Source organism: Kribbella rubisoli, from assembly GCF_004217145.1.
GTDB classification, from domain to species: domain Bacteria; phylum Actinomycetota; class Actinomycetes; order Propionibacteriales; family Kribbellaceae; genus Kribbella; species Kribbella rubisoli.
The window spans coordinates 178,282-199,294 of record NZ_SHKR01000014.1 but is presented as its reverse complement, the minus strand read 5'-3'; the positions used below and the strand labels follow the sequence as shown (position 1 = coordinate 199,294).

Sequence of the window (21,013 nt, the reverse complement as noted above, 5' to 3'; positions counted from 1 at the left end):
CGTGCTATCCGACGGAGGCGTCGACGACGGCCTGTCCAACCTCGGTACGCCGGTAGTGGACCTGATGGCCGGTACGACGCCGTGTGGCGAGACCGGCGTCGTACAGAGCGGACAGGTGTTCGGCAACCGTTGCCAGCGCGAGGCCGTACTGGTTGGCGAGGGCGCTGGTCGTGGCCGGTGGGTCGAGCGCGACGAGGAGGGTGGCGCGGGTGCGGCCGAGGAGGCGGGCCAGTGGGTCCGGGGGAGCGGGTGCGTCGGACCAGAGCCGGGCGGCGCCGCGGGCTGGGTAGACGAGGGTCGGGTGGTAGGCCGGGTCCGCGACGATGACGAGGTACGGCCAGGCGAAGACTCCGGGTACGAGGAGCAGGCCCTGGCCGGTGAGGTCGCGGTCCTCGGAGCGGTACCGGGTGGCGATCAGACGGTCGTCTTCCCAGGCGAGCGTGGGGTGCAGGTCGTCGAACAGGCCTGCCAGGCCGCCGTCGGTCAGTTGCTGACCGCGGTACGCGATGTCGTCTTCGAGCACGCGGCTGATGAGTGGCCAGTCGGGCTTGATCAGGCTCTCCCAGGCGCTCTCGATCTCGTCGGCCAGTCGTTCACGCGTGCCGGCGAGATCCTCGAGCATCTTGTCGATCTCGGGCGCCGCCGGGTTCTTCAGCTCGTCCCGCGAGCGGATCAGTTCCGTCCGCACCGTCTCGAGCGGGGTACTGCGCACGCGGGCGATCTCGGTCGCGAACTTCGCGCGGGACGCCTTGGGCGGCGGCGTCAGGAAGTCCGGCGTGAACCCGACCCGGGGCTGCACAGCCTTCAGCCCACGCAGATCGAGCGCGCTCGCCGCTTCGCGGTTCGCGTCGATCCAATCCCCGTACAGCGGCCGGTGCTTCGACCCGTTCAGCACCCGTACCGCGGACATCGTCTCCCACAGCGGCGACGCCCCGAACCGGCAGCGCAGGGCGTCCGCCTGCGTGAACCGCAGTACGGTCATGAGCGCGAACTTTCGGTCACAACCAAAACTCTACGCCCGGCTCCCGATCGTCGTGCACCCTCGCGGCGTGAGGTCCTACGGAGCTGTCCTGAGCGTTCCCGGTATGCGGGCGGTGTTCGGCGCGCACGCGGTGTCGATGCTGGGGACCGTTGCCGCGCAGGTCGCGTTGTCGATCCTGGTCTTCGAGCGGACCGGCTCGCCGTTGCTGTCGGCACTCGTCCTGGCCTGCTCGTTCCTTCCGTACGCCGTCGGTGGCGTGCTGCTGTCCTCGGTCGCGGACCGGTTCCCGGCGCGGCGCGTGCTGGTGGTCTGCGATCTGCTGAGCGCGGCCTGCGTGGCCGCCATGCTGGTGCCAGGGATGCCGGTGGCTGGGCTGCTCGGGTTGTTGCTCGGGACCGGGCTCATCGCGCCGCTCTTCGCCGGAGCGCGGGCGGCGAGCCTGGCCCACCTGCTGCCGACAGACCTGTTCCCGATCGGCAGATCGTTGCTGCGGGCAATCAGTCAGGTCGCGGTGCTGAGTGGCTTCGCGCTGGGTGGGATCGCGGTCGCACTGGTCGGTGCGAACTGGCTCCTCGCGCTGGATGCGGTGAGCTTCGCCGCGTCGGCCGTCCTGATCGGCGCCGGAACGCCGTACACGCCGCCGGGTGAGCGGAAGAGCAACACGATCCGGGACTCGTGGTCCGGGTTGCAGCTGCTGTTTGCCAATCGAAAGCTTCGCTACCTGATCCTGCTGACCTGGGTCGCCCCGGCGTTCTCGTCGGTCCCGGATGGCCTGGCCGTCGCGTACACCGGTCAGGTCGGCGTCGCCGCCGCGGCTGCCAGCGTGCTGTTCACTGGCTACGCGGTCGGCTCTGTACTCGGCGAGCTCGTCGTCGCGCGGTTTCCCCCTTCCGTGCGACGACGGCTCGTCGTCCCGTTCCTGCTCACCAGCCAGCTGCCGGCGATCGCGTTCCTGGCTGAGCCGCCGATCCCGGTCGCGGCCGTCCTGCTCGCGATCGCCGGCGCCGGCTACGCGTTCAACCAGGGCATCGACCCGCTGATCCTGCAGGCCGTCGATCCGTCGTACCGCGGACGCCTGTTCACCGTCCAGACCAGCGGCCTGATGGCAATCCAAGGCGTCAGCATCGCCCTGGCCGGCGTGGTCGGCTCGTTCCTCGCCCCCAACCTCACCATCGCCGCCGCCGGCATCCTCGGCACGGCGACCACCCTCCTGATCGCCCGTCAGGCGCTCACCACGGAGCAACGTCGTCCAGCGAGCCAGGTCCTCTGAACGCTCCGGTTGGGCCGTCTGTGGGCAGCATTGCGAGGGCGACCGGGACAGCTGCTCCGTCGGCGACGGTGCGTTCGCCGCGCGGGACGGAGGCCTGCGCGTTGAGGTCGGTCGGGACGAGGCCGGGGGTTGCGGCGTTCACCTTGATGCCGTCGGCGCGGAGGGCGCTGGCGTAGACGAGGGTGAGCGCATTGAGGGCTGCTTTTGAGGAGCTGTAGGCGAGCAGGCCTTGGGTCGCGAGGCGGCCGTCCACTTCGGAGAGGAGGTTGACGGAGCCGAGACCGCTGGACATGTTCACGATCCGCGCGTTCGGCGACTGGCGTAGTAGCGGTACGAAGGCGTGAATCGCGGACACGACTCCGAACACGTTCACGTCGTACGCCGCGCGTACCTGGTCGGCCGTGATGTCCGCGACCGACGTACCCCACTCGGCGACGATGCCGGCGTTGTTCACCAGCACGTCCAGCCGGCCGGAGTCCGCCTCGACCTGCTTCGCGGCCGCGTCGACCGACTCCGGGTCCGTCACGTCGAGCTGCACGAACCGTACGTCGAGACCCTCGTCCTTGAGCTCCGCCGCGGCGGCCGAGCCCAGCTCCGGGTTGCGTGCTGCCAGATAGACCGTGAGTCCGCGCTGGCCGAGTTGCCGGACGATCTCGCGGCCGATGCCTTTGTTTCCGCCCGTCACCAGGGCGACTTCGTTCTGATTCATGTCTCCAGTTGAGCCGGACCGACCGCCGCGCACCAACACCGATCAGGTAGTCCGCCATACCCTGGAGGTATGCCGGAACCTGAGATCCGCGAACTGCGGTACTTCCGCGCGGTCGCCGAGGACCTGAACATCACCCGCGCGGCCGAGCGGCTGGGGATCGCCCAGCCGCCGCTGTCGCGGGCGATGCGCCAGCTCGAGCACCGCCTCGGCGTCGATCTGTTCGACCGGTCGGGCCAACGCCTCGAGCTGACCGACGCGGGGGAGACGTTGCTCAAGGAGTCCGGGCCGGTGCTCGACGCGCTGGATTCCGCCGTACGTCGGACGCAGCGGGCGGGGCAGTCGTCGCGGGGACTCGTGGTGACGGCGAAGCCCGGCGTGGCGACCGAGCTGCTGCATCGGATCGTCTCTGAACTCCGCGGCGAGTTTCCTGGGATCGAGGTCGTCGTGAGCGGGTTCGGGGAGCAGGCGGACATGGTGCGGGACGGGCGGGCGGATGTGGCGTTGGTGAGCCGGCCGTTCGATGACCCCGGGCTGGAGATGGAGGAGTTGTACACGGAGCCTCGGGTAGCCGCTCTGCCTGTGGGACACGAGCTTGCCGAGCGCGACGTGTTGCACGCGGAGGATCTGGCTGGGATTCCGGCGCCGCGGTGGAGTCGGTCCAATGTTGCCGAGCGCAACTACTGGTCGGCGCGGCCGGACGATCCGGTCGAAGGGCCGATCGTGCAGGACTCGTCGCAGTTGCTGGAGGTGGTCGCGTTCGGGCAGGCCGTCGCGCTCGTGCCCCAGTCGATGGCCGAGCGCAACATCCGGCCGGACGTCGTCTATCGACCCGTGGCCGACGTCGAGGCCTACCGGATGTTCGTGGTCTGGCCGGCCGGCAGCCGCTCGAAGGAGCTGGCGCGGTTCGTCGAGGCAGCGATCAGGCACTCGACCGGACGACCAACGGCGCCGTAACGAGCGACAGGAAACAATGGAGAGAGCTAGGCCAAGAGGAGAACGCGTAGAGCTTCGGCCCAGTCAGTCCAGCCCGCATTCCGGAAAGAAGTTTGCGCTCAGTGGCAGTTATGTTCCGGAGAGCTTGTCCGCGGCAGCCGACTGATGCCTACCTCGTGGTTCGAACGCTGACTGATGTGTTCAGTGGTGGTAAGTAGCTCCGACCGCGGCCTTGCGGTAGGTCGGGAGGGCGTCGGCGAGGGTGGCGTAGTGGTCGAGGGGGCGGTCGGTGCGGGTGGCGCGGATCAGGTCGGCGAGCCATTGGGCGGCGCCGGAGGCGCGCAACCAGCCGCCGTTCTCGACGGCGAGGTCGTGGGCGTCGGCGAGTACGGCGAGACCGGCGGCCTCCATCGCGGTGACCCGGCGGAGGTCTACCACCAGGCGGGGCAGCTTGGTCGTGATCACATGGCGCAGTTCGTCGGCGAAGGCGGTCAGCGCGCTGACCTCGACCGGACCGGCGACCCGGACGATCGCGCACTCACCGACGGCACTCCAGTTGCAGGCAAAGGGGCGGTTCGCATCGGGTTTCATGTCATGACCTGTACCCGGCGGCTAACCTCCGCGAGCGTCAGTCGCGGCCGAGGATGCCCTGTTCGTAGCCCTTGGCAACGGCCGCGGCCCGGTCGGTGACACCGAGCTTGGTGAAGACGTGGCTGAGGTGGGTCTTCACCGTGGCTTCGCTGATGAACAGCTCGCGGGCGATGTCGCGGTTCGGCGTACCCTTCGCGACCAGCTCTAGAACCTGCCGTTCGCGCGCGGCGAGCGGACTCGGTGCCGGCGTACGGACAGCCGTCACGAGTCGTGAGGCGACCGCAGGGGAGAGCACCGTGCGACCCTCGGCGGCTTGGCGTACGGCGTTGAACAGGTCGTCCTGCGGCGCGTCCTTCAGCAGGTAACCGGTGGCGCCGGCCTCGATCGCCGGAAGCGTGTCGGTGTCGGTGTCCCAGGTGGTGAGGACGAGCACCTTCGAGCGAATGCCGCGCCGGGTCAGCTCCGTGATGGCGTCGAGCCCGCCACCGCCGGGCATCCGCAGATCCATCAGGATCACGTCCGGGTCGAGGTCCGCCGCCAGCTCGACCGCCTCCACGCCGTTCGAGGCCTCGCCGAGCACGGTGAAGCCCGGCACCGACTCGAACATGCCACGCAGGCCGTTGCGGACCACGGGATGGTCGTCGACGAGCATCAGCGAGATCACAGGCAGGTTGTCAGGCATGGGGCACCAACGGTACGCGAGCCGACACCGCCGTACCGAAGCCTGGTTCGGCCTCGACGGTGAGGGATCCGGCGATGCGTTCGGCACGGGCCCGCATGCCGTCGAGGCCGAAGCCGCCGGTGCGCGTGCGGGCGGGGAGCGACATCGGGTCGAAGCCCTTGCCGTCGTCGCGGACGTCCAACGTGACCTCACTGTCCATGAAGCTGAGGGTGACGCCGACCCGGGTGGCCGCCGCGTGTTTCGCGACGTTCGCCAGCGCCTCTTGGGTGATGCGGAGGATCGTCGCCGAGATCTCGCCGTGCAGGTGCTGCGGTGTCCCGGTGACGGTGAACTCGGCCCGTACGCCGCTGCGCCCGGACCACTGCTCGACGATCTTCCGCAGTGCTTCGGGGAGACCGTCGTTCGACAGGCCGACCGGGGCGAGGTTGTGGACCGAGCGTCGCGCCTCGCCGAGGCTGTGCCGGGCCAGGTCGGTCGCGAGGCCCACATGGTCCTTGACCGTCGCCGGGTCGGAGGTGTTCGCGACAACCTGCAGTTGGGCGATGATGCCGGTCAGACCCTGCGCGATCGTGTCGTGGATCTCCGCGGCCAGCCGGCGGCGTTCGTCGGCGATGCCGGCCTCGCGGGCCTGGACCAGAAGCTGTGCTTGTAATGCGGCGTTCTCGTCGTGCGCCTGCTGGAGCTCGGCGATCGTGGCGGCCCGGGCCCGCGACCGCGCCTCCTCCTGGTCGGCGAAGTGCTTCGCGACCGTCAGCAGCGCGTTGTTCGCGATCAACAGGCCCCCGAACACCAGCCAGCGAGCCACGTCGTGGACCGGGATGCCGCTGGCCTGAGCTGCGGAGATCGGGATGGAGCAGGCGAACAGAGCGGTCCGCCTGGCCCGTCGCCCGGGGATCCTCTCGTCGGCGTCGTAGTACCCGGCCGCGGCGTAGAAGGCGAAGAAGCCGTTCAGCAGTGTGAGCGCGAAGCCGATCGCCCACCGCAGCACGTAGTACGTGACCGACAGCTTGCTCGGAACCGTTTGCTTCCAGCCGACCCGGCTCCAGCACAGCTCGACGACCAGAGCAGACCCCACCAGCACTGCGGCCACGGTGCGCTGGTCGTTGAACGGCGTGATCAGGCCGGCTGTCACCAAAGCCAGGAAGGTGCCCAGGGCGAGCAGGAAGTACGGCGCCCAGCGGCGGAAGACTTCCTGCCGCCGGTCGAGGACGTCTCCTGCTGCCGTGGTCACGGTCCCAGTTTGCATGACTGACCGATCATTCCCAGCGGAACCACTTGGCGGCGGCTGCGGACAGGAGCACTGCCCAGACCGCCAGCACGCCGAGGTGGGACCAGGAGGGCCAGTCTCCGGTCGCTGCCTGACCGAGTGCGCGAGCCGCGGCACCGAACGGAGTCAGCTCGACGATCGTCCGCAGTACGTGCGGCATGGACTGCACCGGCAGCCAGACGCCCGCGCAGAACATGCTCGGGAAGAACACTGCCGAGCCGATCGCGGTGGCGATCTTCGCGGTGCGGGCGAGCGCGGACACCAGCGCTCCGAGCGCGAAGGCCGCGGCCGCCGCGAGGAGCAGCGCCAGCGCATAGCCGGCAGCCTGTTTCGGCAACTGGACATCGAACGCGATCCGGCCGAAGGCCAGGCACACCAGCGCCGACACGATCGCGGCCGACCCGTTCAGCCCCATCTGGGCGGTCAGCAGCGCGGACGGCTTGACCGGGGTCGCCGACATCCGGCGCAGGATGCCGCGCTCGCGGTAGCCGGTGATGATCGGCGGCATCGTCTGCAGACCGGTCACGATCAGCGCGACCAGGACGAGGATCGGCACGTACAGGTCGATGATCCGCAGCCCGCCGAGGCCGGCGTCGGCCTTCCGGAACGACGGGATGCTTCCCAGGATCACCAGCAGCAGCGGCGGGAAGCCGAGGATCCAGAACAAGGTCCCGGGCTCCCGGCGGAACAGCCGGGCCTCGGCACGCAGTACGGCGGCCCTCGGCGAGGTGCTGCGAACGGTCGGGGCGATGGCGCTCATGAGTTGGCTCCTGTCAGATCAAGGAAGGCGTCGTCGAGGGTGGCGTCGGTGACGCGGAGTTGGTGGGCGGTGATGCGGTGGCGGGCGAGCAGCGACAGGACAGCGGTCACGGTCTCGTCGGTGCCGCCGAGGGTGATCCGGCCGTCCTTCTGCTCGATGGACGCGAGCGCGGGCAGCCCGGCCAGGTCCACGTCGTCGAGCGGAGCCGACGGGGTGAAGGAGATGACGGTCGATCCCGCCGTACGGCTGATCAGGCCTTGGGGTGTGTCGAGCGCGGTGATCTTGCCCTTGTCGATGACCGCGATCCGGTCACACAACCGCTGCGCCTCCTCCATGAAGTGTGTGACCAGGAGGACGGTGACGCCGCGGGCGCGGACATCCTCGACGACCTCCCAGGTGTCGCGACGGGCACGCGGGTCGAGGCCGGTGGTCAGCTCGTCGAGTACGACGACGCGCGGGTTGCCGATCAGCGCGAGCGCGATGAACAGCCGCTGCTTCTGGCCGCCGCTGAGGACGCCGAAGCGCGACGTCAGCTGATCCGTCAGGCCGAGCCGCTCGGCCAGCGGGCGCCAGTCGGCCGGGTTCGGGTACAGGGCGGCGTACAGCTCGAGGGCCTCGCGCACGGTGAGCTTGGCCTGCAGCTCGCTCTCCTGGAGCTGCGCACCGAGCACCTGGGTGACGGCCGCGTGGTCGGCGACCGGGTCGAGCCCGGCGACGCGGACCAGGCCGCTGTCGGGAACGCGCAGTCCCTCGACGCATTCGACCGTGGTGGTCTTGCCGGCGCCGTTCGGGCCGAGGATCCCGAAGATCTCGCCCTCGTCGACGGTGAAGGACAGGTCGTCAACGACGGCGCGGCCGCCGTACGACTTACGCAGGTTGCCGACTTCGACGATCGGCCTGTTCGTGGTCATGTATTGAGCTTCGCCGAACGACCACCCGGCGGGCATCGCCCAACAAGCTCGAGGCGGGATCAGCCAAATGGCTGATCCCGCCGTACGACTACTTCGCGTACAGGGCCTCGACGTCGGTGCCGTATTTCTCCATGACGATGTGGCGGCGGAGGGAGAGTTTGAGGGAGAGTTCGCCGGATTCCTGGGTCCAGTCGATCGGGAGGATCGAGAACTTCTTGATTGCTTCGGCGTGGGAGACCGAGGTGTTGGCCTCGTCGATCGCCTTCTGGAACTCGGCGATCAGGTCCGGGTCCTGGGTCAGCGCCGCCGGGTCGGTCGGCTTGCCGCGCTCGGTCGCCCAGGGGACGATCGTCTCTGGGTCGATCGTGATCAGCGCGGCGATGAACGGCTTGCCGTCGCCGACGACCATGCACTGGCTGACCAGCGGGTGCAGCCGGATCTGGTCCTCGAGCATGCTCGGCGCGACGTTCTTGCCGCCGGCCGTCACCAGGATCTCCTTCTTCCGGCCGGTGATCTTGATGAACCCGTCGACGTCGAACTCACCGAGATCGCCGGTGTGGAACCAGCCCTCCGCGTCGATCGCGGCCGCGGTCGCCTCGTCGTTCTTCCAGTAGCCCTGCATCACCTGGCCGCCCTTGAACAGCAGCTCACCGTCCTCCGCGACCGCGACCGTCACGCCGGGCAGCGGCCGGCCGACGGTACCGATGCGGATGTCGTCAGGCAGATTCACCGCAACGGCAGCGGTGGTCTCGGTGAGCCCGTAGCCCTCGAGAACCGGTACGCCGATCCCGCGGAAGAAGTGTCCGAGCCGGTCGCCGAGGGGAGCCCCACCGGAGACGGCGTACTGCACCTGGCCACCGAGCACCGCCCGCAGCTTGCCGTAGACGAGCCGGTCGAACAGCATGTGCTTCGCCTTCAGCCCGAACGACGCACCGCCCTTGTCCTGCGCCTGCGAGTACGCGATCGCGGTGTCAGCGGCGGCGTCGAAGATCTTGCCCTTGCCGTCGGAGTGCGCCTTCTGGCTGGCCGAGTTGAACACCTTCTCGAACACCCGCGGCACACTCAGGATGAACGTCGGCTTGAACGCACCGAGGTCCTCGACCAGGTTCTTCACGTCGGCGCTGTGGCCGACCTTGACCCGCTTCATCACGCAGCCGACCTGGATGATCCGGGCGAACACGTGCGCCAGCGGCAGGAACAGCAGCGTGCTCGCGCCGGTGGTGTCGAACAGGCCGTCGAGGATCTTCACCGCGGGACCGAGCTCGTCGAGGAAGTTCGAGTGGCTGATCTTGCAGCCCTTCGGGCGTCCCGTCGTACCGGAGGTGTAGATCAGCGTGGCCAGGTCGTTGGCCGTGACCGCGGAGCGGCGCTTGTCGAACTCGGCGTCACTGATGTCCTGGCCGAGCGCGGTGAGCTGGTCGACGGCGCCGGCCTCGATCTGCCAGACCTCTTGTAGCGCGGGTGCTTCGGCCCGGGCGGACTCGACGACCGCGCCGTGGGTCGCGTTCTCGACGACGGCGACGACCGCCTCGGAGTCGGTGAGGATCCACTGGATCTGCGACGGGGAGGAGGTTTCGTAGATCGGCACGGTGACCGAGCCGATGCTCCAGATCGCATAGTCGATCAGGGTCCACTCGTACCGCGTCGGGCTGAGCAGGGCCACTCGCTCGCCGGGCTTCACGCCGGCCGCCATCAGGCCCTTCGCGACGCCGATGACCTGCTGGGCGAACTCGGCGGCGGTCACGTCCTGCCAGCCGCCACCTGCTACCCGGCGGCTGAAGACCGCGGTGTCAGGATGGGAAGACGCGTTCGCCCACACCGGGTCGCTCAGGCTCCCGCTGGCGGGCTCGGTCACAGCAGGAACGGTGTACTCACGCATCCGCGTCGTCTCCTCAGTCGGTCACGAATTGTCGACTTCCGGCGCACGCTACAGTCACCTACCCACAAGTAGCCACCTTTATGTGACCCAAGGAACTAGGTTCGAAGGCATGCCCACGCTCGACATCAGTTGCGACGACCTGGTCGTTGCTGATCCAGCCTACGTCGCCGAGCGACTCGGATCGGACACCCTCTGGCGCGAGTGGTGGCCGGACCTGACCCTGACGCCGTCCGAACGACGCGGCGCGGAGGGGGTCCGCTGGGCCGTCACCGGAGCAGCCGTCGGTACGGCGGAGTGGTGGCTGGAGCCGGTCCGCGACGGCGTCGTCGTGCACTGGTACCTCCGCGTCGACCCGGCCCGACCGGTCCGCGGCCGCGCCCTCGAACGGCTCAAGGAGCGGTACGTCGCGACGTACCGGGAGCACCTGTGGCGGTTCAAGGACGAAGCCGAAGCGGGCCGCGCGGCGGGCGAAGGACGTACCTCGTCCGATCCCGCGATAGTCTCCGTTGAGGACCCCGAGACCGACACTGAGAACCGACCGGCGAAGAGGTGAATCGATGGCGGAACAGACCACCTCGACCATCCAGGTGAACGCGAGCCCCAAAGAAATCATGGCGGTGATCGCGGACTTCGCGGCGTACCCGGAGTGGGCCGATTCGATGCGGGAGACCGAGGTGCTGTCCACCGACGAGGCCGGCCGGCCGAACAAGGTGCGTTTCAAGGTCGACGCCGGCGCGATCTCGGACGAGTACACGCTGGCCTACGTCTGGTCCCGCAACGAGGTGACCTGGACGCTGGTCGAGGCGAAGATGGTCAAGGGTATGGACGGCGCCTATGTGTTGAAGGACCTGGGCCCTGACGGTGGTGGGGGGACCGAAGTGACGTACCGGCTGGCTGTCGACGTGGCGATCCCGATGATCGGCATGCTCAAGCGGAAGGCCGAGAAGGTCATCATCGACACCGCCCTCAAGGGCCTCAAGAAGCGCGTCGAGTCCTGATCCAGTGACTCGGGTTCTGCTGTATACGGGTAAAGGCGGGGTCGGCAAGACGACCTCTGCCGCGGGTACTGCCACGCTCGCCGCTCTGCGCGGGCTGCGGACGCTGGTGCTGTCGACGGATGCCGCGCACTCGCTGTCGGACGCGTTCGACTCCGAGGTCGGCCCGGAGCCGACGGAGATCGACGATCTGCTGTTCGTGCAGCAGATCGACGCGCAGCGCAAGTTCGAGCGGTCCTGGGGTGACATCCAGAACTACCTGCGGTCGGTGCTGCACATGGTCGGGGTCGACCCGATCGAGGCCGAGGAGCTGACCGTGCTGCCCGGCGCCGCGGAGGTGCTCGCCCTGCTCGAGGTGCGCGACCACGTCCGGTCCGGTCGCTGGGACGTGATCGTCGTCGACTGTGCGCCGACCGCGGAGACGCTCCGGCTGCTGGGGCTGCCCGAGGCGCTGAATTGGTACCTCGACCGGATCTTCAACGCCGAACGCAAGATGATGCGCACGTTCCGGCCGTTCCTGAGCCGCGGGTCGAGCCTGCCGGTCCCGGACGACAACGTCTTCGACGCGTTGCGCCGCCTGCAGAGCGACCTCTCCGACATCCGCACGCTGCTGGCCGGCCCGGACGCCTCGGTGCGGCTGGTGCTGACGCCGGAGGCGGTCGTGGTCGCCGAGGCGCGGCGGTCGCTGACGAGGCTCTCGCTGTACGGGTACCGCGTGGACGGCGTCGTGGCCAACCGGGTCTTCCCGGCTGCCGGTGCGGACACCTGGCGGCGGCAGTGGGTTGCTGCACAACGGGGGATCCTGGAGGAGGTCGCCGACTCGTTCCGGCCGCTGCCGATCTGGGAGTCGCCGTACCGGGTCTGTGAGCCGGTGGGCGTCGAGGAGCTGGCCGCGTTCGCCGTCGAGATGTACGGCGGGGACGACCCCTTCGCCCGTGCCACGGATGAGACGTCGCTGTGGGTGGATCGGCACATCGACACCGACGGGCGGACGTACACGCTGACGATGCCGTTGCCCTTGGCATCGGCCAGCGAGCTGGAGCTGGCCCGTCACGGTGACGAGCTGATCATCACCGTCGGGTCGTACCGGCGGGTCCTGCCGTTGCCGGCGGCGCTGGCGCGTGGAGTGGTCGCAGGTGCACGGCTCGATGACGGACGGCTGCAGGTGCGGTTCGCGCCGCGGGAGAGTGCGCGGCCTGTCGCCCCGACGGAGATGCCCAGCGGATCGGGTCCGCTGGAGTCTGCGCAGGAGCTGGCCCAGGGCCTGACAGCGGAGTACCACGAGCAGCTGGCTCGCCGTACGGCGGCGATCGGGGAGGGCTTGTGAGCAAGGACCCGGTCGGCTCGGTGGCCGAGGAGGCGGCCAAGCTGTTCGCGGTGCTGCAGCATGCGGCCACGGACGCTCCGCCGCGGCGCGAGCCGGCCGCCGAGTCGTCTGCTGAAGCTGCTGAATCTGCTGAAGCGGCGGAGCACGAGCACAAGCTGGGGCCCGACTGCGTGTGGTGTCCGGTGTGCCAGCTGATCCACCGGGTGCGGAACACCAGCCCGGAGACGATCGAGCAGCTGTCGACGGCGGCCGCGCATCTGCTGGGCTCGTTGAGATCTCTGCTGGAGGCCGCCGCGGACGCGGCCCGGCAGTCGCGGGAGGACGCAGCGTCGCGGCCGAAGAGCTCCGCACAGCCCGAGGAGGAACCGGCCCCGACCAAGGTGGACCGGATCGACGTGAGTGAGGACCCCGAACCATGGGACTGACGATCGGCATCGATGTCGGCGGTACGAAGATCGCGGCCGGCGTGGTCGACGAGCACGGCACGATCGGGGCCCGCACGCACCGCGACACCCCGGCGGACTCCGCCGACGGGACCGCGGCGGCGATCTGCGACGCGGCGGCCGAGCTGATCGCCGGGCACGACATCGAGGCGGTCGGGATCGGTGCCGCCGGGTTCGTCTCGTCGGACCGCTCGACCGTGCTGTTCGCGCCGAACCTGGCCTGGCGGGGCGAGCCGCTCGGCGCGCGCGTCTCGGAGACGCTGAACATCCCGGTGGTCGTCGAGAACGACGCGAACGCCGCGGCCTGGGGCGAGTTCGCGTTCGGCGCGGCGAAGGACGTCGAGCACATGCTCTGTCTCACGGTCGGCACCGGCATCGGCGGCGCTGTGGTGAGCGACGGCGAGATGCTTCGCGGCGCTCACGGCGTCGCAGCTGAGCTCGGCCACATGCGCGTCGTACCAGGCGGGCATCGGTGCGGGTGCGGATCGCGCGGTTGCTTGGAGCAGTACGCGTCCGGCCGGGCGCTGGTGCGTGAGGGGCGGGCTCAGGCGGAGTCGGGTTCGATCGCGGCGGCGCAGATGCTGAGCGTTTGCGGGATCACCGACCCGGCGGAGCTGACCGGGCCGATGATCACCGAGGCGGCGATGGCCGGCGACCCGTGCGCGGTGGAGCTGCTCGAGGACCTGGGCCGCTGGCTCGGCGAAGGGCTGGCGAGCCTCGCGACGATGTTCGACCCGACGCTGATCGTGATCGGCGGCGGCGTGAGTGCCGCGAGGGACCTGCTGATGAAGTCCGCCGAGATCGCCTTCGAGAAGGTCCTCCCGGCCAAGTCCAACCGGCCCCATCCGACCTTCACCCTCGCGCTGCTGGGCAACGACGCCGGCCTCATCGGCGCCGCCGACCTGGCCCGCCGACCGGCTCCTGTCCAGGCTCTCGCTCGGTGATCTGGGATACTGGGAGCGGACCGGCGGGGGTCGGGGGTACCGCGAGGAAGGTCGAACCTTGGCTCTGACGCAGGCTTTGACGATCGGGATCGATATCGGCGGGACCAAGGTCGCCGCCGGGGTGGTCGACCCGGAGGCCAACATCCTGGACCGGGTACGGCGGGACACGCCGACCACGGACCCGAAGGAGACCGAGGACGCGATCGCGGAGATCGTGCACGACCTCGAGTCGCGGCACGACGTGATCGCGGTCGGGATCGGCGCGGCCGGGTTCGTCGACGTGACCCGGTCCTCGGTTTTGTTCGCACCGCACCTCGCCTGGCGGCACGAGCCGCTGCGGGACGCGGTCGAGCGCCGGCTCGGGCTGCCGGTCGTGGTCGAGAACGACGCGAACGCGGCGGCCTGGTCCGAGTGGCGCTTCGGCGGCGGACAAGGTGAGAGCCACCTGGTCTGCGTCACGCTCGGCACCGGCATCGGCGGCGCGATCCTGAACGACGGCTCCCTGCAGCGCGGGAAGTTCGGCATCGCCGGCGAGTTCGGCCACATGCAGGTCGTCCCGGGCGGTCACCGCTGCGAGTGCGGCAACCGCGGCTGCTGGGAGCAGTACGCGTCCGGTAACGCGCTCACCCGCGAGGCCCGCGAGCTGGCGACATCCGGCTCACCCGTCGCGCACAACCTGCTGCGTGCGGCCGGCGGCGACCCGCGCAAGATCAACGGCCCGATGGTGACCGAGCTGGCCAAGGACGGCGATCCGGTCGCGGTCGAGCTGCTCGAGGACGTCGGCCGCTGGCTCGGCATCGGCCTCGCGAACCTGGCGGCCGCGCTCGACCCCGGCACGTTCGTCATCGGCGGCGGCGTGTCCGACGCGGGTGAGTTGCTGCTGGCGCCGGCCCGCGAGGCGTTCAAGCGCACGTTGACCGGCCGCGGCTTCCGCCCGGAGGCCCGGATCGTCCGCGCGGTCCTCGGCCCGGAGGCCGGCCTGGTCGGCGCGGCTGACTTGGCTCGCGAGGAGGCGACCTGGTTGCGTCGGGTCCGCGTCAAGACGACCGCGGTCACCGCGAAGACGGCCGCCGCGCGCGGACGCTCGACCCGCTTGGAGCGGGCCGCCCGGAAGTCGGCCGCCCGGCGTACCGGAATGCGCGCCGCAGCGACCGAGACCGAGCTGCACCCGGCTGACGTGAACGGCGACAACGAGGCATGAGCGACAGGCCGCCTGCAAAGGCGGTGCTGCGGGTGCTGTCGTACAACGTGCACCGCTGGGGCGACGACCGTACGGCGCTCGCCCGGGTGGTGAAGGCGTGCGCGCCGGACGTGATGCTGGTGCAGGAGGCGCCGACCTGGTTCGGTACCCGGCGCAAGCGACGCGCGATGGCGGCAACCTTCGACCTGCGGTACGTCGCGGCGTCGGCCCGCAACGCGATCTTCGTTGCCGACGGCATCAACCTGACAGGCATCCGCGGCCGTCGCATCTGGCGCCCGTTCGTCCGGCGCCGCCTGAACTTCATCGCCACCCAACTCCCTGGCGGCGCCGTCGGCGGCGTACTCGTCCTAGGCACGACCCGCGTGGCCGTCGTCGTCTGCCACCTCGGCCTGCACCCCCGCGGCCGAGTCCACGAAGTCGCGCAAGTCCTCACGCTCTGCCGCTCCTTCGACGCGCCCTACCTGCTCGCGGGCGATATCAACGAGGAGCCCGACGGTCCCGTCTGGAAACGCCTTGCCGAGGAGGGCCTGCTCGACCTCGACGCGGGCCCGACGTTCAATTCGGCAACGCCGCACAAGCGGATCGACGCGGCCCAACTCTCCCCTCAGCTGACCGCCCGCCTCCGCCACGTCCCCGCCACCCACGAAGACTTGGCGGCGGCCACCGACCACCTCCCGCTACTGGTCGAACTCACCGCAGCAGGCAAACGGATCAGCTCTTCTTGCGGTTGAGGAAAGCGCGCATCGCGTCCTGGGCCACGGGGGAGCCGAAGAGGGACGCCGAGAGCTCGGCGAGGTCCTTGCCGTTGGCATCGATGTTGGCGAGGAGGTCGCGGTTGAGCAGTTTCTTCGTCTCGCGCATACCCTGCGGGACGCCCTTCAGCAGACCGTCGAGCACTGTGTCGACCGCCGCATCCAGGTCGGCGTCCGGCACCGTCAGCGTGAGCAACCCGAGCCGGGCCGCCTCCAGTGCGTCGAACCCGTTGCCGGTGAGGAACGTGTACGCCGCCGCGCGGTCGGTCAGCCGCGGAATGACGGTCAGCGAAATCGTCGCCGCCGCGAGCCCCAGCCGTACTTCGGTCAACGCGAACGTCGCGCTCTCCCCGGCGATGCTGATATCGGCGGCCGCAACGATCCCGATCCCACCGGCCCGCACCGCCCCGGCCACCCGCGCGACCACCGGCTTCGGGTGCGCGACGATCGCCCGCTGTACGTCGACCATCCGCTGCGCCCCGACCCCCATCCCGACGGTCGTCGCCTCGGACAGATCGGCCCCCGAGCAGAACACATCCAGCGCCGACCGAATCACGACCACCCGCACCAGATCATCCGCCCCCGCCGCCTCGAGCTGCTCCAACAGCTCACCCGTCAGCTGCTGCGACAACGCGTTCTTGTTCTGCGGCGAGTCCAGCGTGATCGTCGCGACGCCATCGGCCACTTCCAGGTGCACGAGTTCGGTCATGGCGCCATCCAACACCGTCACGGGCCGGAGGGGGAGGCCTTTGGGTTGAGGGGGTCCGCGTGGCGGTGGGTGATTTTCCACTCACCGTGCTCGGCGCGGAACACCATGGTGGCCCTCAACACATGCGGAACAGGCTCGGGTTGAGTGATGTGGTGGACCGTGCATCGCTCGATCGCGACCGTGTACGCCGTGTCTGCGCCGACATGCTTCTCGAGGTACTCGAACTCGACCTTGGCGCCGGTGTCGCGGAACTGTGACGACGCCCACTCGTACCGGGGCCCGATCTGCGAGAAGCCGACCTCGTGGCCGCCGAAGCCGCCGAAGATCGAGGTCTGTTCGCTGTGCGACACCAGCGGCAGCCACAACGACGGATCCCCGTTGACGAAGGCGGTGTTGGCCTCCTCGAACCGGCGCAGGAACGATTCGAAGTCTTCAATCACCCAGCCAGTCTCACCCCGGCACGGGGTCACTTGCTGTCGGCGTACTCCGGTGACAGCTCGCGGGCCAGGTGCTCGATGAACAGGCCGACGTCGGTCACGATGCCCCGTGCCTGCGACGAACCGCGGTCGGCGAGCTTGGTCACCGTCGCCGGGTTGATGTCCACGCAGGTCAGCGGGATCGACGCGGGCAGGATGTTGCCGGTGGCAACCGAGTGCAGCATCGTCGCCGCCATCAGGCAGTACCCGACCCCGTCCAGCTCGGCCCGCATCGCGCGCTGCCCCTCGAGTACGTCGGTGTAGACGTCCGGCAGCGGCCCGTCGTCGCGCACCGACCCGACCAGCACGAACTTCCCGCCGGTCTTCACCAGCGCGTGCATCACGCCCGAGGTGAGAACGCCCTGATCGACCGCGGCCTTGATCGAACCGGCCTTCCGGATCGTGTTGATCGCACGGATGTGGTGCTCGTGCCCGTGCTCCACACCCCGCCCGCGGGCAAGATCAACCCCGAGCGACGTCCCGTACAGCGAGGACTCGATGTCGTGCGTCGCGAGCGCGTTGCCGGCGAACAGTACGTCGACGTACCCGGCCTCGACGATCGCGACCATCGCCGGCGCCGCGCCGGTGTGAACGATGCCGGGACCGCCGACCCACAGCACCTTCTGTCCGTTGGCCTTCGCCTCACGCATCCCGTCCGCGACCTGCTTGACCAGGACCCGCTGCGGCTTCTCCGACGACACGTCCGACTCCATGAAGCCGAACCCCTCGTCGGTGTTCACCACGATCGGGGGAGTGACCCGCACGCCCTGCGCGCTGGTGATGATCTTCATCCCGGCGCGGACGTCGGACATCGGAATGGTCCGCACGGAGTCGTAAGGGTCGCCCTCGACGAGCAGACCGCAGTCCATTTCCGGGTTCTGCACCGGCACCCAGTGGCCGCCGAGCCGCACGCTGGTCGGCAGGTTCGTGGTCGAGTAGAACCCGTCCGGGAACACGCCGTCCTGCGAGACCTCGGAGATCTCCGGCGTACCGGGGTCGACCAGGTTGGCGCCCTTGGTCTGGATCCGCATCAGCAGCCGCTGCAGCGACTCCTCGTCGTCCGCGCCGACCGTCATCCGGACCGTGGACGGGTCGTCCTTGTCGTAGCCGAGGTCGAACTTGTCCAGCGTGTACTCACCGCCGTACCCGCGGATGTCGTCGAGGACGCGGGACAGCAGCCCGGAGTCCATCAGGTGGCCGGTGATCTCGACCGTCTCGGTGACCTGCACGGGTGCCCTCCCTCGCGATTCGTCGGATTGTCCGACGATCCGCATGCTAGCTCAGACGACCGCCCCGTCGTCGCCCCCGTCACCAGGTGGAAGGCGGTCCTTCATCCGGAAGACCAGGGTCAGGAAGCCGCCGATGAAGCCGGCGACCGCGAGCGTGGTGATCCGGCCGGTGCCGAAGTCGAGGACGGCGGCCGCGATCAGCAGCAGCGGACCGCCGAGCAGCCCGAGCCAGGCGAGCCGGGTGATCCAGTCGAGCCGCGGACCGCGCGGCGGGTCCGGCGGGACGAAGTGGTCGTGCGGATCGTCGGCCTTGCGGACCGGCTTCTCGTCCTCGTCGTCTTCCGACGTCTCCGAGACGGTCAACCCGGTCGGCACGTCGATCAGCGGCTCGTACTTGTCGTCGACGTCCTCGCTCGCCGGCCACCGCGGGACCGGGTCCTCGCCGCCGTCATGGCCCGGCGCGGACGGCTGGCTGAACTGCTGGACCAGCGACTCCCACTCCGCGTCCTCGGTACTGCGATCGATCACCGGGCGGGCCTTGTCCACCGCCTCGGCGTCGACGAAAATCTCGTCGTACCCGACCGGAATGCGGACCGGTTCCTCGGCCTCCTCCGGCGTCCGGGCCTCGCTCTGGTTCTCGCAGTACGCCGCGATCCCGGCCGCGGCGAGCGCGTCCAGCACCGGCTGGGCGACCAACGGGTCGATCCCCCCGAGTGACGCGTACGACGCCGCGGTCAGTCCGTTGTCACGCATCGGTGGTACCGCTCAGCCGCTTGATGAAGGCTGATGAGTCCGCGAAGATCCGCGCTGCGTCGTTGTCCAGGGTTGCCACGTGATAGCTGTCCTCGAGCAGGGTCTCGGTCACGTCGCGGGACGAGATCGAGGCCAGCACCGTCCGCCCCGAGCTCGGCTCCACCACATGATCGACAGTACTGCGGAACAGCAGCACCGGCTGCGTGACTTCGGCCAAATCATTGCGAGTGAGCTTCCACAGCTGCGACAGCGAATGCAGCGCGCGCAGCGGCATCTTGTCGTACGCGCCCTCGTCGACGTCCGGTTTCTTGATGTCGTTCGAGATACCGGGGAACGACGGCAGCAGCTTGGCCAGCACCGGCAGCAGCACCAGCCGCTTGTCGTCGGTGCGCACAGACGGGTTGATCAGGACCAGACCGGAAACATCCGTCCCGTGCTGCTCGGCCAGCCGCAGGACGAGGCAGCCGCCCATCGACAGTCCGACGAGGAAGACCTGGTCGTGCTCCTTGCGCAGGCGCATCAGCTCGTTGTCGAGTACGGCGTACCAGTCGGGCCAGCCGGTCTTGTTCATCTCCTGCCAGCTGGTCCCGTGACCGGGCAGCCGCGGTACGGCGACGCCGTACCCCTGGGCGGCGAGATGTTCCGCGAAGGGCAGCATCGACTTCGGCGAACCGGTGAACCCGTGGCTGAGCAGGACTCCGACGGCCGCGTTCGCCCCGCTTCCGGGACTGCGAAACTCCTCCGCGTGGGCTTGCACTGGCACGCTCGACTCCTCGCCGTTCCGTTCCTCACAGACGCCCCAGCCGAGGACGGCCGGAGCGCACCTCAATCGTCGCATCTGGGCTGCATCCAGTCTGCATCCAGGTGACAACACGGTGAGCAACACCCACATTCCTGGCGGTGACATTGCCTGAGGGGGAAGCTGGAACGTAGTGTCCGTGTGTCGGGCGAGTGACGGAGGTCGAGGCGAATGCTGTACCTGTTCCTGAGACGGTTCCTGGTCGCCCCATTGATCAAGCTGCTCTTCCGGCCCAAGGTGACCGGGCTCGAGCACGTGCCGACCGACGGTCCGGCGCTGCTGGTCAGCAACCACCTGGCCTTCTGCGACTCGATCTTCCTGCCGGTCTCGGTACCGCGGCAGATCGTCTTCCCGGCCAAATCGGAGTACTTCACCGGTCCGGGCCTGAAAGGCAAGCTGGTTGCCACGTTCTTCCGGTCGGTGGGCCAGATCCCGATCGACCGGTCCGGCGGGCGCGCCTCGCTGGCCGCGCTGAACACCGGGCTGAGGATCCTCGAGGAGGGCGGCCTGTTCGGGATCTACCCCGAGGGCACCCGCTCGCCTGACGGCCGGCTGTACAAGGGCAAGACCGGCGTCGCGCGGATGGCGATCGTGGCCGGCGTCCCGGTGATCCCGGTCGCGATGATCGACACCGAGAAGCTGCAGCCGCCGGGCAAGATCCGGCCGAACTTCTTCTACCGCGAGAAGGGCCGGCCGCTGCCGCGCCTGGTCCGTCCGGGCGTCGCGTTCGGCAAGCCGCTGGACTTCTCCCGCTACGAGGGCATGGAGCGGGACCGCTTCGTCCTGCGCTCGGTCACCGACGAGATCATGTACGCGCTGATGGAGCTGTCCGGTCAGGAGTACGTCGACATGTACGCCGACAAGGCCAAGGAGCTGATCAAGGCCGGCGAATCGGTCGACGAGCACCTGCGACTCGGCGACACCAAGGCGAGCTGACGCGGTTCCGGGCCGGTCCCGGGCGAGGATGTCGCCATGGACAGCGACCTGAACGTGCTGGGCGGACCGCTGGAGGAGTGCGGGACCGATCCGGTCACCGGCTTCTACCGCGACGGCTGCTGCACGAGCGGCCCCGAAGACCTCGGCAGCCACACCGTCTGCGCGGTGATGACCGCGGACTTCCTCGCCCACCAGGCCTCGGTCGGGAACGACTTGATCACACCCCGCCCCGAGTACAACTTTCAGGGTCTCGAGCCGGGGGACCGCTGGTGCGTGGTCGCCGCCCGCTGGCTGCAGGCGTACCACGCCGGCGCCGCGTCTCCCGTCGTACTCGCCTCCACCCACGCCCGTACGCTCGACACGATCCCGCTCACGGCGCTCCGCGAGCACGCGGTCGACGTACCGTCTGATCCGGGCTCATTGACCTGAGACGGTCACGGTCGGTTCTGGGCTCTGGCCTAGAGT

Annotated in this window: 24 protein-coding genes; 11 read left to right on the top strand and 13 right to left on the bottom strand. The window is 69.3% G+C overall.

The features are described 5' to 3' along the window. Positions 1–4 precede the first annotated feature (4 nt). Positions 5–982, bottom strand: a complete 978-nt coding sequence (locus EV645_RS26580) for a DUF5937 family protein (RefSeq protein ID WP_130446743.1) — start codon at positions 980–982, stop codon at positions 5–7. Positions 983–1,049: 67 nt separating this feature from the next. Here EV645_RS26580 and EV645_RS26575 point away from each other — a divergent pair, with 67 nt between their 5' ends. After that, positions 1,050–2,252 carry an MFS transporter gene (locus tag EV645_RS26575; RefSeq protein WP_242000672.1) on the top strand — a complete coding sequence of 401 codons (1,203 nt, stop codon included), beginning with the start codon at positions 1,050–1,052 and terminating at the stop codon, positions 2,250–2,252. Here the strand turns inward: EV645_RS26575 and EV645_RS26570 are convergent. After that, entirely contained in the window at positions 2,212–2,961 is a 750-nt protein-coding gene (locus EV645_RS26570) for an SDR family oxidoreductase (protein ID WP_130446742.1), read from the bottom strand. The genes EV645_RS26575 and EV645_RS26570 overlap by 41 nt on opposite strands. A 69-nt stretch (positions 2,962–3,030) precedes the next feature. On the opposite strand from EV645_RS26570, the gene EV645_RS26565 reads away from it, so the two are divergent. Continuing rightward, entirely contained in the window at positions 3,031–3,915 is an 885-nt protein-coding gene (locus tag EV645_RS26565; RefSeq protein ID WP_130446741.1) for a LysR family transcriptional regulator, read from the top strand. 180 nt (positions 3,916–4,095) lie between these two features. Here the strand turns inward: EV645_RS26565 and EV645_RS26560 are convergent, their stop codons facing one another. The 6 genes from EV645_RS26560 to EV645_RS26535 form a co-directional block, all read right to left on the bottom strand. After that, positions 4,096–4,485, bottom strand: coding sequence for an STAS domain-containing protein (locus EV645_RS26560; RefSeq protein ID WP_130446740.1), 390 nt, complete (start codon positions 4,483–4,485; stop codon positions 4,096–4,098). A 37-nt stretch (positions 4,486–4,522) separates the two neighbouring features. Beyond that, on the bottom strand, positions 4,523–5,167 hold the full coding sequence (locus EV645_RS26555; protein WP_130446739.1) for a response regulator: 645 nt from the start codon (positions 5,165–5,167) through the stop codon (positions 4,523–4,525). Beyond that, positions 5,160–6,398: a sensor histidine kinase gene (locus EV645_RS26550; RefSeq protein ID WP_242000671.1), complete on the bottom strand. Its 1,239-nt coding sequence runs from the start codon at positions 6,396–6,398 to the stop codon at positions 5,160–5,162. The genes EV645_RS26555 and EV645_RS26550 overlap by 8 nt, the downstream gene beginning before the upstream one ends. A 25-nt stretch (positions 6,399–6,423) precedes the next feature. Continuing rightward, entirely contained in the window at positions 6,424–7,194 is a 771-nt protein-coding gene (locus EV645_RS26545; RefSeq protein ID WP_130446737.1) for an ABC transporter permease, read from the bottom strand. Then, positions 7,191–8,105 (bottom strand): ABC transporter ATP-binding protein, encoded by a 915-nt coding sequence (locus EV645_RS26540; RefSeq protein ID WP_130446736.1) that lies wholly within the window; start codon positions 8,103–8,105, stop codon positions 7,191–7,193. Before EV645_RS26540 ends, EV645_RS26545 begins: the two co-directional genes overlap by 4 nt. A gap of 88 nt (positions 8,106–8,193) precedes the next feature. After that, a complete protein-coding gene (locus EV645_RS26535) occupies positions 8,194–9,984 on the bottom strand; it encodes an AMP-dependent synthetase/ligase (RefSeq protein ID WP_130446735.1) in 1,791 nt (596 codons plus the stop codon). A gap of 109 nt (positions 9,985–10,093) precedes the next feature. Here EV645_RS26535 and EV645_RS26530 point away from each other — a divergent pair, with 109 nt between their 5' ends. Genes EV645_RS26530 through EV645_RS26500 form a run of 7 tightly spaced genes read left to right on the top strand, consistent with a single transcriptional unit; the run spans position 10,094 to position 15,625 of the window. Next, positions 10,094–10,537: a polyketide cyclase / dehydrase and lipid transport gene (locus EV645_RS26530; RefSeq protein ID WP_130446734.1), complete on the top strand. Its 444-nt coding sequence runs from the start codon at positions 10,094–10,096 to the stop codon at positions 10,535–10,537. Between the two features lie 4 nt (positions 10,538–10,541). Then, entirely contained in the window at positions 10,542–10,982 is a 441-nt protein-coding gene (locus tag EV645_RS26525) for an SRPBCC family protein (protein WP_130446733.1), read from the top strand. 4 nt (positions 10,983–10,986) lie between these two features. After that, on the top strand, positions 10,987–12,306 hold the full coding sequence (locus tag EV645_RS26520) for an ArsA family ATPase (RefSeq protein ID WP_130446732.1): 1,320 nt from the start codon (positions 10,987–10,989) through the stop codon (positions 12,304–12,306). Next, positions 12,303–12,731, top strand: a complete 429-nt coding sequence (locus EV645_RS26515) for a hypothetical protein (RefSeq protein WP_130446731.1) — start codon at positions 12,303–12,305, stop codon at positions 12,729–12,731. The genes EV645_RS26520 and EV645_RS26515 overlap by 4 nt, the downstream gene beginning before the upstream one ends. Then, a complete protein-coding gene (locus tag EV645_RS26510; protein WP_130446730.1) occupies positions 12,722–13,693 on the top strand; it encodes an ROK family glucokinase in 972 nt (323 codons plus the stop codon). Before EV645_RS26515 ends, EV645_RS26510 begins: the two co-directional genes overlap by 10 nt. Positions 13,694–13,751: 58 nt before the next feature. Further along, complete coding sequence (locus EV645_RS26505; protein ID WP_130446729.1) at positions 13,752–14,894, top strand: ROK family glucokinase; 1,143 nt, start codon at positions 13,752–13,754, stop codon at positions 14,892–14,894. Beyond that, positions 14,891–15,625, top strand: a complete 735-nt coding sequence (locus tag EV645_RS26500; protein WP_130446728.1) for an endonuclease/exonuclease/phosphatase family protein — start codon at positions 14,891–14,893, stop codon at positions 15,623–15,625. Before EV645_RS26505 ends, EV645_RS26500 begins: the two co-directional genes overlap by 4 nt. Here the strand turns inward: EV645_RS26500 and EV645_RS26495 are convergent. The 5 genes from EV645_RS26495 to EV645_RS26475 are packed head-to-tail and all read right to left on the bottom strand — an operon-like array spanning position 15,606 to position 19,576. Continuing rightward, positions 15,606–16,355, bottom strand: a complete 750-nt coding sequence (locus tag EV645_RS26495; protein ID WP_130446727.1) for an enoyl-CoA hydratase-related protein — start codon at positions 16,353–16,355, stop codon at positions 15,606–15,608. The two genes, EV645_RS26500 and EV645_RS26495, sit on opposite strands and share 20 nt — an antisense overlap. 17 nt (positions 16,356–16,372) lie before the next feature. Continuing rightward, a complete protein-coding gene (locus EV645_RS26490; RefSeq protein ID WP_157997155.1) occupies positions 16,373–16,795 on the bottom strand; it encodes a YybH family protein in 423 nt (140 codons plus the stop codon). A 26-nt stretch (positions 16,796–16,821) separates the two neighbouring features. Beyond that, complete coding sequence (locus tag EV645_RS26485; protein ID WP_130446725.1) at positions 16,822–18,060, bottom strand: ornithine cyclodeaminase, nickel-pincer nucleotide-dependent; 1,239 nt, start codon at positions 18,058–18,060, stop codon at positions 16,822–16,824. Positions 18,061–18,111: 51 nt separating this feature from the next. Then, on the bottom strand, positions 18,112–18,813 hold the full coding sequence (locus tag EV645_RS26480; RefSeq protein ID WP_130446724.1) for a hypothetical protein: 702 nt from the start codon (positions 18,811–18,813) through the stop codon (positions 18,112–18,114). Next, on the bottom strand, positions 18,806–19,576 hold the full coding sequence (locus EV645_RS26475) for an alpha/beta hydrolase (protein WP_242000670.1): 771 nt from the start codon (positions 19,574–19,576) through the stop codon (positions 18,806–18,808). Before EV645_RS26475 ends, EV645_RS26480 begins: the two co-directional genes overlap by 8 nt. A 207-nt stretch (positions 19,577–19,783) precedes the next feature. On the opposite strand from EV645_RS26475, the gene EV645_RS26470 reads away from it, so the two are divergent. Together EV645_RS26470 and EV645_RS26465 are read left to right on the top strand one after the other, a co-directional pair. Next, the gene (locus tag EV645_RS26470; protein WP_130446722.1) at positions 19,784–20,548 is read left to right on the top strand and encodes a lysophospholipid acyltransferase family protein; all 765 of its coding nucleotides are present in this window, start codon (positions 19,784–19,786) and stop codon (positions 20,546–20,548) included. Between the two features lie 36 nt (positions 20,549–20,584). Further along, the gene (locus EV645_RS26465; protein WP_130446721.1) at positions 20,585–20,977 is read left to right on the top strand and encodes a DUF2237 family protein; all 393 of its coding nucleotides are present in this window, start codon (positions 20,585–20,587) and stop codon (positions 20,975–20,977) included. Positions 20,978–21,013: the final 36 nt, after the last annotated feature.